Genomic DNA, 13772 nt, shown 5'->3' on the forward strand with positions numbered 1-13772 from the left:
GCTGGCAGGTAAAGCCCCGTATTCACTACGAAACTGCGGCTATGGCCTTTGCTGGCGCCCGAGCGTGCAAATGCTGTGGCATAAAGGACTGGTTTTCATGGCCCAAGGTGAATATGGAAACTGTTGCAACCAGCTCTTGTGCCAAATCTTTCATGCTACTGGCAGCGGCGGCCATTTCCTCGACCATTGCCGCATTTTGCTGCGTAGCCTGATCCATTTGCGTAATGGCCTCACCTACCTGAGATACGCCGGATGATTGCTCGCTGCTGGCCGCGCTGATTTCACCCATGATGTCCGTGACACGGCGGATGGAGTTCACGACCTCATGCATCGTGGCACCGGCTTTGTCGACCAGAACCGTGCCCTGTTCGACCCGTTCCACACTGGCCGATATCAGTTGCTTGATTTCCTTCGCTGCTTCGGCGGAGCGGCCCGCCAGGCTACGTACCTCGCTGGCCACCACGGCAAAGCCCCGTCCTTGTTCCCCAGCGCGTGCGGCTTCCACGGCAGCGTTCAGTGCCAGGATATTGGTTTGGAATGCGATGCTGTCAATGACGCTGATGATGTCGGATATTTTGCGTGAGCTGTCGTTGATGCCCCGCATGGTTGTGACCACTTCAGAGACCACGGAGCCGCCCTGCGTCGCTACCGTGCTGGCGCTCAGAGCCAACTGGTTGGCCTGTTTGGCGTTGTCCGCGTTTTGGTGCACGGTCGAGCCCAGTTCCTCCATGGAGGCGGCGGTTTGCTCCAGGGCACTGGCTTGGCTTTCCGTTCGACTGGAGAGATCGTGGTTGCCTTGGGAAATCTGGATGCTGGCGGCAGACACGTTTTCCGCGCTCTGGCGGACATCGCCCACAATTTTTGCCAGATTGGTTCGCATCGTGGCCAGGGCCACCAGCAATTGTCCTGGTTCATCGGCCGCCCCTGGGGGGATGTCAACAGCCAAGTTGCCGTCGGCTATGGCTGATGTGATGTTGACTGCTTGCTGGACTGGTGCGGTGATGGAGCGCGTCGTCCACCAAGCCAGAAAGAGGCCCAATGCAATAGAGGCAACCGTGCTGACGGTCACCAGCAGCAAGCTGGTATCGGCTTGCGCCAAGTTCTTCTTGAGGTCGTCATTGACGCCTTGGTCCAAGGTGTCCATCAGTTGTGACAGCACGTCGGCATAGGCCTTATAGGCCACAGACAGAGAGCTGTCCACTTGTTGTGTTACGTCCTGCCCAGACTCTTTCAATTTAATGAGTTCCGTACGCTTGGCACGGTACGCATCACGGGCAGACAAGATTTGGTCGTAGAGTTGTTTCTCCTTGCCATTGTGCATGTACGTACCTGCCTCGGTGACGCGTTTGCTTTGGATCTCTACCAAAGCGCGGATGTCTTGGTTCAGGCGGGTAACGTAGGCTGCGTTGTCGGATTTCAACGCCGCCTCGGTGCGCAGCCAGTTCGCCTGGATGTCTGCAAGCCAGCGTTGCACCAAATCTTGGCGCTTGAGTTCGGTCGTGGAAATGCTTTCATTGCTCTGCTTCAAGGCAACGATGCTTTTCATGCCAAGTGTCGCAACCAACACCGTGATGAGGAGCAGAGCACCAAACGCGGCGCCCAAACGTATTCCAAGTTTCAAGTTCGCAATGCGCATGGGGTTTCCTTCTGGGTATAGGGGTTGGTTTCAGCGAGCGGTACTTACTCTTCTGTCAACCCCGTCCGTCGGGCTAGACTTTGGAGTGGTTGTCTCGATAGCCTCACTGGCTGTGCCGTTGCATTATTCAACTGCAGATAGACCCTGTCCACGCCCTCGGCCAGGGAGATAACACGCTGTTTTGAGGGGGGCTAGCTCGCGAACGCCGTGAATGCCTGGATGTGGCGCTTCAGCGGTTTCATCTATATTGATGAAGCTTTGGGGCGGTCTGCCCCTGTTTTTACAAGCGTACGCGGAGGACTGCGTACGGAACCTGCGAATGCAGGTGTTCAGCGCTTGCGCAGCTTGTAGGCCGCAACCAGAATCCGCACGCCCACCAGCAGGGCCACCGTGCCGTAGGCTGCCCATTGAAGTTGGCCGGTCATGAAGCTGCCGGGCAGGATGTTCAGCCCCTGCAGAATCCAGGTCACGCCGGCCAGCGCCAGCAGCCCACCCAGAATGAATAGAAATGTACGCATGGTTCTGCCTCAGCGGATGGCGGCCTGCAGCGCGCCCAGGCCGGCACCGCCCAGCAGGATCAGCGTGGGGGTAACGCTCAGCGTATAGCCCACGGCGCGCTTGGCCGGGTCTTGTGCATAAGCGCGCCAGTACACGAAACGGCCCAGTACATAAACCAGGCCCAGTCCTGCCACCGCCAGCGGCGACCAGTAATGTGCTGCCAGGTACAGCGCCGGCAGCAGGATCACCAGCATCTCCAGCGTGTTCATCTGCACGCGGTACAGCCTCTCGAACATGGGGTGCCCGCTGACCGCAGGGGCCTTCACGCCGTACTGCGCGCGCGCCTTGGCGACCAGGCTGGCGAAGAATAAAAACTGCAAAAGCGCAAGCACCGTGACCAGATCAACCCAAGCCATATTTGTCTTCCTTAAACATTGGACGCGCAACAAGCGTTAAGCGCGCGACTATAGCCCTGCAGACGCTGCGCAGGCCACCATGTCCATCTCTACGGTGGCGTTCTTGGGCAGCTGTAGCACGCCCACCGAGGTGCGGGTGTGTGCGCCCGCCGTGCCCAGCACCTGGTAGAGCAGGTCGGAGGCACCATCGGCCACCTCGCTGTGCTGGGTGAAATCGTCGCTGCACTGCACGTACACGGTGATGCGCAAAATCGCCGCCACCTCGTCCAGCGAGCCCAGGGCGCGCTGCAGCAGGGCCAGGGCCCGCAGCGCGCAGACCTGGGCCGCATGCTGTGCCTGCGCAAGCGTTACACCGGCGCCAGCGCGGCCGGTGACCACCACGGTGTCGCCCACCCGGGGGATCTGCCCGCTGAGGTAGATGTCGCGGCCATTGCGCACCAGGGGCACGTAGTGGCCGCCGATCTTGATCTCGCCGTCAAAGGCATAGCCCAGCGCCGCGGCGGCCTGCTGGAAGCGTTCGTCTCGGGACATGTTCACTCCTGAAAAATTTAAATGAAATAGGGCGCTAGCGCAGAGATTACCTGCGCTAGCAGCTATGAAAAATATAGTAACCGTGCAGGGTTAGCGCACGGCAAAGCGTACCTGTTCAAACCGCCCGGCGCTGTCCATGGCGGTCAGCGCGTGCGGGCCGGGTTCGGCCAGCGGCAGGCGCAGGCTGCCGGGTGTATTGCCGGTCTGTTGGGTGGAGCCCACCCAGCGGCCGTCCAGCAGCCAGACCACCGGCTCGGTCGTGCCCAGTGCCTGCAGCTGCAGCGTCAGGCTCTTCTTGCCGGGCACGGCGTGCAGCACGCTGCCGGGGTCTATGCCGGTGATGCGCAGGCTGCGGCTGGGCGTTTGGTGGGCGCAGGGCGGGCCCAGCGGCAGGCGCTCTACCGCGCTGCGCTGGGCGGGTTCTATCCAGGGTTGCAGCAGGGTGGGCCAGCGGGCGTATTCCACCGCGTGCTGGGCGTTGCCGGGCTGGCAGCCGGGGCGCAGGCGTTCGCGCTCATGGCTGTCTACCCAGGCCGTATCCAGCAGGCTGTGTGGGTTGACGCGGTCGGGCAGGGTGGGCGGCGCGGTGTCGTCCAGCGTCCAGGCGCTGCGGCGCACGGCACAATGGGCCGGGTCGGTGGCGCTGGCGGCCAGGCCCAGTGGCCAGCAGATGTCTTGCGCGTGCACATTCGGAGGCACCGGCCGGCTCTGGGCGGATATGGGGCCCAGCGCGGCCAGCAGGTCTTTCACCAGCGGGGCGGCGGTGTTGGCGCCGAAGTGGCCGGGGTTGGGTGTGCCATCGGGCCGGCCTACCCACACGCCGAGGGTGTAGCGGTCGGTCACGCCGATGGCCCAGGCGTCGCGAAAGCCGAAGCTGGTGCCGGTTTTCCAGGCCACGCGGGCGCTGGTCTCACGAAACGGCGCGTCCGGCCGGCCGCCGTTTTCCAGAATCTCGCGCACGATGAAGGCCGCGCCGGGGCTCATCAGCCGCGTGTCGGTGTGCGGGGCATTGGGCGTCAGCCGGGGCAGGCCGGCCACGCCGTTGCGGGCCAGTGCGGTGTAGGCGCCCACCAGCTCTTCCAGCGTGGTGCCCGCGCCGCCTAGGATCAGGCTCAGGTTGGGCGTGGCGCCTTGCTGCATGCGCAGCTTGAGCCCGGCGTTGCGCAGCTGGCCGGCAAAGCGGGCCGGGCCTATGCGGTCCAGCAGGTCCACCGCCGGCACGTTCAGCGAGCGCTGCAGCGCCTCGCTCACGCTCACCGGCCCGGTGAAAGTGGCCTGGAAGTTACCCGGCGCGTAGCCGCCAAAGTTCTGCGGCGCGTCGATCAGCAGGCTCTCGGAATGCACCAGGCCCTCGTCCAGCGCCATGGCGTACAGAAAGGGCTTGAGGGTGGAGCCCGGCGAGCGCACGGCGCGCACCATGTCCACGTGTGCGGCACGCGCGTTGTCGCTGAAGTCGGCGGACCCGGCATAGCCGCGTATCGCCAGGCTGTCGTTGTCCACCACCAGCGCGGCGATGGACACGGCATCGGGCAGGCTGCTCAGGCGGTCCAGCAGCACCTGTTCCAGGCGGATCTGCAGGCCGGCGTCCAGCGTGCTTTGCACTATACCGTTCGGGTGGGGCTGGCGGCGCAGGCGCTCGGCGGCCAGCGGGGCCAGCCAGCGCGCTTTGAGCGGCGGGGCGAACACGCGCTCTAGCAGTGCGTCTTTGACCAGCGCCGCGTCCCACAGGCCCAGGGTCTGCATGCGCTGCAGCACCTTGTCACGCGCGGCCTGGGCGCGGCCCGGGGCACGGTCGGGCCGCAGGCGCGACGGGCTTTGCGGCAGGGCCACCAGCAGCGCGGCCTCGGCCGGGCTCAGGTCGCGGGCCGACTTGCCCAGGTAGGCGCGGCTGGCCATCTCCACGCCCTGCACCTGGCCGCCCATGGGTGCGTGGTTCAGGTACAGGGTGAGGATGTCGCGCTTGCTGAGGTGCCATTCCAGCTGCAGCGCGCGGGCGATCTGGCGCAGCTTGGTGCGCAGGCTGCGCGGCGCCGGCCCGCCGTCAGGGTCGTTCAGCTCCAGGATGCGCGCTACCTGCATGGTCAGCGTGGAGCCGCCCGAGACGATGCGTCCATACCGACCCCACTGCCACAGCGCCCGCACCAGGGCCACGGGGTTCACGCCGGGGTGCCAGTCAAACCAGCTGTCCTCGTACTGCAGCAGGGCTTGCAGGTAGCGCGGCGATACGGCCTCCACGGTGGTCGGCTGGCGCAGCGCGCCGTCGGTACTGGCCCAGCTGCGCAGCGGCGTGCCGTCTTGCGCTAGCACCACCAACGTGCCGGGCGGCGCCAGGCCGGTGCGGGCGGCTTCGGGCAGGGGGAAGAGGCGGTCCAGTGTCCACAGCGCGGCTAGCAGCAGGGCCAGCCCGATGAGCGGGCGGCGCCAGGGCTGGATGCGGCGGCTAAGGGCTGAGAGCGGGGGCACTGGCTTATGGGGGGGGAATAGCTTGGTGGCGCAGATGATATCTGCGGGGGTAGCTATGGTTTTGGGAGCGAGTGGCGGGGCTGCTGTGGTGTGCTGATGCTTGGAGAGAGGGCTTTACTGGGCGGCTGGCGCTGGGCGTTGCCTAAGCTTTAGTGGTCAGGTCGATGCAGGTGGCTAACACTATGTGTACCTCGGTGTTCCAAGCATGCTCGAAACTCTGATTCGGTCTTCGAGGCCATGTTCTTTCGCTGCAAGCCGAATGGCCGCAACGTCAGTCTCGGAAAGGGACGGACCTAGGTAGATACGTTCAATGAGTTGTGGAACCTCGAACTCCACCTTCACTCCGTGCTCGGGTACTTGAACACCGAACTCCTCAGCTGTGCGGACCGATACAGCCAAACGAAACTCCCGCTCCCACGAAAAGGCCATGTGCTTGTACCAAAAGCGCTCCATCATGTTTGCTTTGAGTCGCTCCTTTAGTAGGTCTACGTAGTTCACATTTCCGGCCCACAGGTCTTCATGTCCGTACTCTGGCTTTAGGCGAAATGGCTTGGCTGCGGCACGTATTCTGTTTGCGTTCGTGCGTATGGCAACGCCTTTCCATGAACCAGCGTAGAGCTGCCACATGGCATCGCTTTCATAGCTGGCACGGTGCCAACAACTGACCTTCGTAAGACGACGAAGTCCTTCAAAGGCTTTTTCGCCGAACCCATGCTCCGCATATCGTGGGTCGACAGGGAAGCCTGGTGGAAGCACAGCCACTGCACCTTCGAACGGATCCTGAAATTGCCGTGCTGACGCGAAGTAAAGATGGTTGGACTGCAGTAGTTCCAAGAACCTTTCTGTTTTGAAGTACCGCCATAGCGGTTCGTTCATGTCGAGTTCTTGATCGCCGATGATCCTCATGGCATCTCCTGTGTTGGCTAACGTGATGTGCCCCGCAAACCCCAAGGTTTACATTGGCTGCTGAGGTTTGAAACATCCAACGAAATCTCCTGAAAGTGGCTTGCAGACTGGCTTTTCGTTGGGTGTGGTTTTTTGTATAGGTATAAAAGTTTCGACAAGCACCGAACGCTGAGCAATGAACCACTATAGCCCGGCGTAACTGATCGGTTTCCAACCTGCGGGCATCTTCACCTCAAAAGGTGGAGCCAATAAGCGCTCTATTTTTCATAGCTGTTTATGCAGGTTGAATTTGCGCTGGGGCCCTTTGTAGCTGAAGGTTTATATGCGATGGGGGCGTGCGGATAGTTCCTGACTTCCATGCGACCCCTTGCCGGGAGTTCGCCCCGGCGGGCGAGTAACTTGTTCTTTTGCGCAAAAGAAAAGTCACCAAAAGAAAGGCGCCCCCACTGTCTGCGCCCCGTCGCTATCGCGCCGGGAAACCTGCGGTGCTCGCTTTGGGCGGGGTCTGGCTAAACTCGCTTCGCTCAAACAACGCCAGCCCTGATCCGCCCAAAGCTGTGCTCCTCGGCGCATACAGAGGGGGACCCCGGGGATCGGGATCGGTGGCGCTATGCGCCACATCGCGCCTAGGGCGCGAGTGGGGGGATTCGCGCCTGCGGCGCGATGCCCGGCTGCGCCGGGCCGGATGTCCGCTCCCGCACCCACGCCGTGTGGCGTCGGCGAGTAGCGCAGGGCTGGGCGGATCAGGGCCCGCGATTGTCTGAGGCCGTAGGCCGAGTTCGAGCGAGACCCCGACCAGATCGAGCAACGCAGCGTACCCGGAGCGCAGCGCAGGGGCGACGACTTCGGCTCGCCTTTCTTTGGGTTACGTTTCTTTGGCGACGCAAAGAAAGGTAACTGCGCCGCCGGGCGCACTTCCCGGCCGGGGATGCCGAAGACTTCAACCCTTCCAGAGGTTCAAGCCAAATCGCCTGCTAACGCACGAATTACCTGCGCAGCCAGCTATCAATTTGAGAGTGAACGTCTATCCGGCCCTGGGGTCAGCCGAAATGCGGGTGGTCGTCGTTGATGCCGATGGGTAGACAGAGTGCAATTCGGATCTACCTCCCATGGCCTTGCGCCACCGGGCGGCTCGCCCAGCCTAGGCGGCCTAGTTCTACCAGTTTGGATGCTGCGCCGGAGTTGGTGCCTGGGCGAACACCTTGAAATTCAAATGTGTTTCGGCTCGCAGCAGGTGTAGTTCGGTCGTACAGCATTGAATAGACGGTGCCTATACGGCATCGGAGCCATATGCAGTCGGGGTTATTTTTCGCACCATGCAATTGCCCGTCACACACCGCGTCGGGCAATTCACCCCCCCTTTTTTTAAGGAACGCATCGTGCACAAATCACAAATCACTTAGGCCCCGCAGACCCCGTCATCCCGCATTGGGCTGGCCCGTCAATCACCGTTCTTCATAGGCCCGGCACAACTGCCGCGACCTGAATACCCATTTAGAAATCTCACAGGAGCATCCCATGTCTGCAGAAACCATCATTGTTGAAATCGACCCTGGCCAATTGACACAACAACAAAAGGGCAACTACAGCCTGTATCTCGCCAAGAAGGTCAACGGAGCGTTCACCGTGATCTGGCAATCTCAAGGCCCGTTTCCTACTGCAACTAACCCCGTTTCGTACGGACCTAAGAATACCTTCAATATCGCGGTACCAAGTTACATGGTGAACTACAGCTCGGAGCAAATAACCGAAGGCTCCGTCACCGCCCAAGTGTCAGGGATCCCGGTGGTGATTAGCACGGGACAGACAGTGACACTTGAGGCCGGTGGGCTTTTCACGACTCCGGCCAATGGGGGGGCAGCCGGAGTCATTGCTATCAACAACGAGCGGCAAGGCAATCCTTATGATGTGCTGCTGGACAACAATGGCAATGCGATCTTTGCCAACCCTAGCGGCATGGACATCGGCCCAGCGACCCTGACGCCGATCGACACCTACCAAATCTGGTTCAACAGCTACCAAGATACGGGAACCATCATCGCCAGCAATACCAGCGAAGTTGCGACTGTCACATTCGATGGGACCACGACCACGCAGACGATCAGCTACACCGCTGCGGGCACTTGGGAGGCCGGCCCTCTAGCTTCGACCATGGATCTGGCGCAAGCATCTGGACCGGAGAGCAACTTGATCATTGTCGAGGTCTTGGTCACGTTCAAATATGCGCTGACGCTAGCGGCAGCGACCTTTCTGCTGAGCAAATTTATCGACAAGTTCTCCAGCGGTCTGCGTCCAAGTTCCGTGACGACTTCGGCGGGTAGCTTCACATTGAAGGTGAAGTTTGATACGCCGAAGAACCGGGAGGTCTTGAAAGTGTTCGGTGCCAGTAAATTTGACGAAGCAGTCCTCAGCGTCCTCAGTGCCGTCAAGAACGAGAAAAACTCCGTCTTGGCGAGTGAGACATGGACGGTGGGCAATACGGCCATTACCGTGAGCCATTGATCGTCTGCGCAACGCCTGGGGGCTTGGTTCAGGCACACGGTAGCCAGGACTGAGTCTTAACTTTTGCCCCACTCCCGCTGGGTGGTTACCGCCCAGCGGGAGTGGGGCAACACTTGTTGTAACTGCATCTTTGGTTTACCCAATAGGCCGTCATCACACATATCGCCTGCCTTACCTGCTTTCAGCTTCATGCCCTGGCAAATGGGGGGCGATTCTATGGTCATGCTGGTGCCGGACGTCCTCATCTCGCTTTGTTTGCGCTGCGAAATGTCGAACCAGTTGTGACGTATCGTGAAGCCCCAGCTTGCTCATAATGTTTTCTCGGTGCTTTCGGACGGTGAGGTCGCTGATGCCCAGCACCCGTGCGGCTTGCTTGCTTGTTTGCCCCTGTCCCACAAGCGTGGCTACGTCGCGTTCACGCGGCGTTAGTGGTTTGGCTTGAGAAGCATCCATGGACATGGGCGTTAATTTCCCGAAATGGGATTTTGGTTCAAGACATAGACCAGTAGCTCTGTGGCGGTGCTGCAACCCAATTTGCGCAATAGGCTGGCGCGGTGCTTACGCACGGTGTATTCGCTGATATTGAGAATGCGTGCTGTGGCTTTACAGCCAAGACCTGATGCAATACAGGAGAGCACCTCCTTTTCACGGGGGGTGGCGCTGGGGTTTTCACGCATCTGCTGGAGCGCGATGGCTGGCGCCCACGGGCGGTAGCCATCGCGTTGATTTCGCGTTAAGCCATCTGCGTCTACGAGGTGGCACTTCCCGCAGTCTGGCGCAGGTGGTGTTTCCCAAGTATCGAAGAGATAGATTGCTCTTAAATCGATACCTCAAACAAGGCGCCTTAGGTCTTGGCACCAGGCGTTGGCCGGGTGACCCACCATGCTGACCCTACGATGAGTGCGCCCCCTAGCCAGCCTTGCGCGGTGGCGGCTTCGCCCATGAAGACTGTGGCGATCAGTGCGCCAAACAGGGGCTCGCTGCCCATCAGCAAGGCGACCCGGCTGGGGCTGGTGCGGGCCACCGCATAGTTCTGAACAAAGAAGGCCAGTACGGTGCACAGTAAAACCAAAAAGGCCATGGCCGCCCAGAAGCCGATAGTGACTGGCAAGGGGTGAAACGTGGGGCCTTGGACCACCAGCAGCACAGCTACTGCGCCCACTGCCATCACGCCCATCTGGATCGCTGTCATGGTGAGTGCAGGTAGCTGGTGTTTTTGCCCATGGCGGCGGGTCAGGCATACCATCAGGCCGCGCAGAAGTGCGGCCAGTACCATCAAACCGTCACCCCACACCAGCTGCGATCCACCGCCATGCTGGAACGCCAGCAGGCCGGCCCCCAGCATCGAGAGTGCTGCTGCTGCGATGACGGAGGACGAGGGCTTTTGACCGAGCAGCCACCACTCGCAGAACGGCGTGAATGCCACGCACAAACTGATGAGAAAGGCCGCGTTGGAGGCGGTGGTCAAAGATACGCCGAAGGTTTCGCAGATAAAAATGGCCAGCAAGTTTGCGCCCAGCATGATGGCCCCGCCCAAGGCGCTACGCCACGGCATGCGGGCCAGGGGCTTGAGCGCAGGCAAAAGCAGCACAAACGTCAGACCAAAGCGCAACACCAAAAACTCTAGTACAGGCAGTTGCTGTGTGGCCAATTTGGCCGCCGTGTAGCTTCCGCCCCATACCGCAGCGACCAGTAGCAGCAGCAACTCAACTGGCCCAAAGCCAAGCCAGGCATGTGCATGTACCTTGGATGGCGCTTTGATTGTTAAGGTGGTTTGGGTCATACAACAGCCCGGGTAAATGCCACGACGAGTACGTCTCTGAAAGCCGGTTTGCCCGGCACCACAGGTACCACGGGCGATACGGAGTGCATGGTGCGGTGGTCGTCGCCCACCATGATGTCCATGGGCTGCAGCAGGGTGCGTTGCCAGAGGATTTCTCGGCGCTCGTCCGTGATGGTGGTTTCTCCACCTTGCACGTTGTGTCTGTCCACCAGCAGGCTGACGATGTAGTCCACGCCGTCCCGGTGCAGGCCTTCCGGCGTGGGCTGCCCCGGTACGGAACCACTGGCTGTAATGCGGTAGGGGTGCACGCGAACGTTCCAGCGGCATGCCTTGCCCTCGCATTGGTCATACAGCTGTGTCAGCCAGTCGAGCAATCTGCTGAGTACAGTATGCGATGCGAAATCGGGCTCCAGGGGGTCGAACTTGCGGGCGACTCCGCCATTGAGTTCGTTGATGTACTTGGGCTGCTCATATGGTCCATGCGGCAACTGGCGGCGCTCACGTCCTCTGGACATCTCAAACTCACCGTAGCGGCGGTAACGGTAGGTGCCACCGTCACCCATGTACTGGTCGCAGGTCAAGCGCTCCCAATAGGAGCCAAAGTCGGCTACCTCTTCGCCCGACAGGGCCAGCAACGTTGACAGTGTGGCCCCAGGAATAAATACAAAATGGCTGCGCTGCAGGTGGCGTCCAAAATCACCCATGCCCTTGGTCGGGGGCGCAACTGTATCCAAGCTCGGGCCGATCATGCCTGCACCTCCAAAGATTCCGCGCTGGTTTGGCGTGTTGGGGGCTGGAAAGCGCTTTGCAGAAGACTCTTTTCCCAGGCATCGCGGTCTGTCAGATACAGCGGGCGTTCGGCCCGGATCGAACAAACGTCCATTGCGCCCTGGCGCAGCACGTAGCCCACCGTGCCTGATACTTTGACCGCAGACGTCTGGATGAATGCTTCTGCGCTTTGGCGCAACATGCCATACCAACGCCCTTCTATGGCTTCGCGGGTCCACAGTTGCTCCATCGCTATTTTTTCGCGCATGGTTTCGGCATCCAGCACGGCCGTTTCCAAGTGGCGGTAGGCGTCCATCAAGATGGTGGCAGCGGGGGCCTCGCGTACCTCCAGCACCTTCTCTCCACCGGCTAGATGCTCCAGTCCGCTGTATCGGCCGATGGCATATGCCCCCACCTGCTGGTTCAACAGTGCAATCAGGTCCAGTAGCTGCATCGGTTCTCCATCGACAGCGACCGGCAGCCCCTTGTGAAATTGGATGCTGATTTCCCGCTGCTCGATGGGCAGGCCGGTCTGGCGCGTCCACTCATACAGGGTGGATGGCACCCAAAATCCTTCGGGGTTGTCGATGGACCCCGACTCAAACTCGCGGCACCACAGATTGGCATCACCGCTGATACCTCTGGCCTGGAAACGTGTGAGTCCCAACAGGCGGAGTGCTTCTATCTTTTCCTCCCGCGTCAATATGGAGCATTCATAAGGCGTGCCAAAACAGCCCTTGAATTCCAGCTGTGCGATCGCACCGTTGAGCCTGCGCAGGCTGTTTTGGGATTGGTTGGCGGTGTGCACAATGGCCGAGCACCCTAGCTCGCTGGCAGCCTGCACGGCACAACGTGCCAGCACAGGGCGCGACAGCGAGGAGCTCACGGGATACATGCCCATATAGCGGGCCTGCGCACGTATCGCCGGGAGCACGGCTTCCGTGGCAAAAGACTCTTTGGCGTCCACCACCTTCAACGTAGCGCCAAAGAAGTCGGCAATGTCCTGCAAGTCTTGGACATGGGCGCTTTCTCCGACATCGATCGCCAGGGCGGTAGTTTGAAGTCCACGATCCGCCAGCTCTTTGAGTACGTAGCTGCTGTCCAGTCCGCCACTGAACAGCGTTAGCACATGGTCTACCCGGCCCACCATGGCGTCGAGATCGTCAAAACTGCGAATTCTTCTGCTTTGCATAGCATTTTTCCAGGTTGTTATTGGCTATGGCATTTTTGGTGGGGCCTGGAAATCTGACTAGACTGCATGGCTGAACAGGAGTTGTGCATGGCGGGAACAAACGAGTTCATAGACGTTTTGAGGGAGTTGGTGGCGTTTGTGAAAGTGGTTGAGTCGGGCGGCTTTTCAGCTGCGGCGCTGCAGCTGGATATGTCGCCATCGGCGGTCAGCCGACAGATCACACGGCTTGAAAAAGCCATGGGTGTACAGCTGCTGCGGCGCACAACACGGCAATTGCATCTGACGGAGGCGGGCCTGGAGGCTTTTGAGCGCGCACGCGAGATGGTTGCTGCCGCCAAGGCTACTTTGCAGGTGGCCGAAGGGCATATGCGCAGCCCCAAGGGTTTGGTGCGCGTGAGTGCGCCCAAGGCTTTTGCGCGGCAAGTGCTGCAGCCGCATTTGCTGGCGTTTCTTCAACGCTATCCAGACGTCGATGTGCAGCTGCTGGTTGCCGACCGACCGGTAGATCCGCTGCGCGAGAACATGGACGTCGTGATTCGCCTGACCGAGGACCCGCCCCAGGGCATGGTGGCCAGGTCGCTGATGCCTGTGCGCCAACTGCTAGTGGCCAGCCCAGCGTATCTGGCGTCGCATCCGCCCATTTTGGCCCCGCAGGATCTCATGGCCCACAGTTGCTTGTCTTTGGGAGAGCAATTGGGGGATAACCGCTGGCGGTTTTCGCGCGGCAAGGAAACGAGCGAGGTGCTGGTGCAGGGGCGCTATACCGTAAACCATAGCGAGATGCGGCTTGAGGCCGTTCAAGCCGGTCTAGGCGTGGGCTGCTTGCCAGACTTTGCAGCCCAAGCAGCGATCAAGGCAGGCCGTGTCGTACCGGTTTTGCCCGAGTGGTTTTACGAGGCCAATTACCAGGGCACGGCGTACATGCTGTTCGCTCCATCACGCTACACCGTGCCTAAAGTGCGGGTGCTTATTGACCACTTCGCTAGTTGCCTCCATGCATAGCGCGACGGACGGTTAGCCCAGCACTGTTCGCCTTGGACTTGGCAAAGGGCTGGGAGCGGGGGCGCGGGTTTGTGG

General features: G+C 60.7%; 13 protein-coding genes. 2 read left to right on the forward strand and 11 right to left on the reverse strand.

The window, feature by feature from the left end; genetic code table 11:
- Nucleotides 1–25: 25 nt before the first annotated feature.
- The 6 genes from AC07VY_RS18895 to AC07VY_RS18920 all read right to left on the reverse strand — a co-directional run bounded on the left by AC07VY_RS18895 (nt 26) and on the right by AC07VY_RS18920 (nt 6450).
- Nucleotides 26–1636 carry a methyl-accepting chemotaxis protein gene (locus AC07VY_RS18895; RefSeq protein WP_495098810.1) on the reverse strand — a complete coding sequence of 537 codons (1611 nt, stop codon included), beginning with the start codon at nt 1634–1636 and terminating at the stop codon, nt 26–28.
- A 329-nt stretch (nt 1637–1965) separates the two neighbouring features.
- Nucleotides 1966–2154 (reverse strand): hypothetical protein, encoded by a 189-nt coding sequence (locus AC07VY_RS18900; protein WP_495077440.1) that lies wholly within the window; start codon nt 2152–2154, stop codon nt 1966–1968.
- Nucleotides 2155–2163: 9 nt separating this feature from the next.
- Nucleotides 2164–2550, reverse strand: a complete 387-nt coding sequence (locus AC07VY_RS18905; RefSeq protein WP_495098811.1) for an MAPEG family protein — start codon at nt 2548–2550, stop codon at nt 2164–2166.
- Between the two features lie 48 nt (nt 2551–2598).
- Nucleotides 2599–3081, reverse strand: a complete 483-nt coding sequence (locus AC07VY_RS18910; RefSeq protein WP_495098812.1) for a RidA family protein — start codon at nt 3079–3081, stop codon at nt 2599–2601.
- Nucleotides 3082–3171: 90 nt separating this feature from the next.
- Nucleotides 3172–5544, reverse strand: a complete 2373-nt coding sequence (gene pbpC / locus AC07VY_RS18915) for a penicillin-binding protein 1C (RefSeq protein ID WP_495098813.1) — start codon at nt 5542–5544, stop codon at nt 3172–3174.
- Between the two features lie 180 nt (nt 5545–5724).
- The gene (locus AC07VY_RS18920) at nt 5725–6450 is read right to left on the reverse strand and encodes a DUF2971 domain-containing protein (RefSeq protein ID WP_495098814.1); all 726 of its coding nucleotides are present in this window, start codon (nt 6448–6450) and stop codon (nt 5725–5727) included.
- Between the two features lie 1518 nt (nt 6451–7968).
- Here AC07VY_RS18920 and AC07VY_RS18925 point away from each other — a divergent pair.
- Nucleotides 7969–8952, forward strand: a complete 984-nt coding sequence (locus tag AC07VY_RS18925; protein WP_495098815.1) for a hypothetical protein — start codon at nt 7969–7971, stop codon at nt 8950–8952.
- 171 nt (nt 8953–9123) lie between these two features.
- Here the strand turns inward: AC07VY_RS18925 and AC07VY_RS18930 are convergent, their stop codons facing one another.
- The 5 genes from AC07VY_RS18930 to AC07VY_RS18950 form a co-directional block, all read right to left on the reverse strand.
- Nucleotides 9124–9411, reverse strand: a complete 288-nt coding sequence (locus AC07VY_RS18930) for a response regulator transcription factor (protein WP_495098816.1) — start codon at nt 9409–9411, stop codon at nt 9124–9126.
- Nucleotides 9412–9416: 5 nt separating this feature from the next.
- Complete coding sequence (locus AC07VY_RS18935; RefSeq protein ID WP_495098817.1) at nt 9417–9629, reverse strand: response regulator transcription factor; 213 nt, start codon at nt 9627–9629, stop codon at nt 9417–9419.
- A 167-nt stretch (nt 9630–9796) separates the two neighbouring features.
- Nucleotides 9797–10735 (reverse strand): DMT family transporter, encoded by a 939-nt coding sequence (locus tag AC07VY_RS18940; protein ID WP_495098818.1) that lies wholly within the window; start codon nt 10733–10735, stop codon nt 9797–9799.
- Complete coding sequence (locus AC07VY_RS18945; RefSeq protein ID WP_495098819.1) at nt 10732–11484, reverse strand: 2OG-Fe dioxygenase family protein; 753 nt, start codon at nt 11482–11484, stop codon at nt 10732–10734. The genes AC07VY_RS18940 and AC07VY_RS18945 overlap by 4 nt, the downstream gene beginning before the upstream one ends.
- Complete coding sequence (locus tag AC07VY_RS18950; RefSeq protein WP_495077450.1) at nt 11481–12695, reverse strand: argininosuccinate synthase-related protein; 1215 nt, start codon at nt 12693–12695, stop codon at nt 11481–11483. The genes AC07VY_RS18945 and AC07VY_RS18950 overlap by 4 nt, the downstream gene beginning before the upstream one ends.
- 87 nt (nt 12696–12782) lie before the next feature.
- Here AC07VY_RS18950 and AC07VY_RS18955 point away from each other — a divergent pair, with 87 nt between their 5' ends.
- The gene (locus AC07VY_RS18955) at nt 12783–13697 is read left to right on the forward strand and encodes a LysR family transcriptional regulator (RefSeq protein WP_495098820.1); all 915 of its coding nucleotides are present in this window, start codon (nt 12783–12785) and stop codon (nt 13695–13697) included.
- Nucleotides 13698–13772 lie beyond the last annotated feature (75 nt).

Source organism: Rhodoferax sp. GW821-FHT02C08 (assembly GCF_059421805.1).

What these genes read in the sequence shown, in the direction of transcription:
- AC07VY_RS18895 (WP_495098810.1), bottom strand. Translation starts at nt 1,636, where the DNA reads ATGCGCATTGCGAACTTGAAACTTGGAATACGTTTGGGCGCCGCGTTT.
- AC07VY_RS18900 (WP_495077440.1), bottom strand. Translation starts at nt 2,154, where the DNA reads ATGCGTACATTTCTATTCATTCTGGGTGGGCTGCTGGCGCTGGCCGGC.
- AC07VY_RS18905 (WP_495098811.1), bottom strand. Translation starts at nt 2,550, where the DNA reads ATGGCTTGGGTTGATCTGGTCACGGTGCTTGCGCTTTTGCAGTTTTTA.
- AC07VY_RS18910 (WP_495098812.1), bottom strand. Translation starts at nt 3,081, where the DNA reads ATGTCCCGAGACGAACGCTTCCAGCAGGCCGCCGCGGCGCTGGGCTAT.
- AC07VY_RS18920 (WP_495098814.1), bottom strand. Translation starts at nt 6,450, where the DNA reads ATGAGGATCATCGGCGATCAAGAACTCGACATGAACGAACCGCTATGG.
- AC07VY_RS18925 (WP_495098815.1), top strand. Translation starts at nt 7,969, where the DNA reads ATGTCTGCAGAAACCATCATTGTTGAAATCGACCCTGGCCAATTGACA.
- AC07VY_RS18930 (WP_495098816.1), bottom strand. Translation starts at nt 9,411, where the DNA reads ATGTCCATGGATGCTTCTCAAGCCAAACCACTAACGCCGCGTGAACGC.
- AC07VY_RS18935 (WP_495098817.1), bottom strand. Translation starts at nt 9,629, where the DNA reads ATGCGTGAAAACCCCAGCGCCACCCCCCGTGAAAAGGAGGTGCTCTCC.
- AC07VY_RS18940 (WP_495098818.1), bottom strand. Translation starts at nt 10,735, where the DNA reads ATGACCCAAACCACCTTAACAATCAAAGCGCCATCCAAGGTACATGCA.
- AC07VY_RS18945 (WP_495098819.1), bottom strand. Translation starts at nt 11,484, where the DNA reads ATGATCGGCCCGAGCTTGGATACAGTTGCGCCCCCGACCAAGGGCATG.
- AC07VY_RS18950 (WP_495077450.1), bottom strand. Translation starts at nt 12,695, where the DNA reads ATGCAAAGCAGAAGAATTCGCAGTTTTGACGATCTCGACGCCATGGTG.
- AC07VY_RS18955 (WP_495098820.1), top strand. Translation starts at nt 12,783, where the DNA reads ATGGCGGGAACAAACGAGTTCATAGACGTTTTGAGGGAGTTGGTGGCG.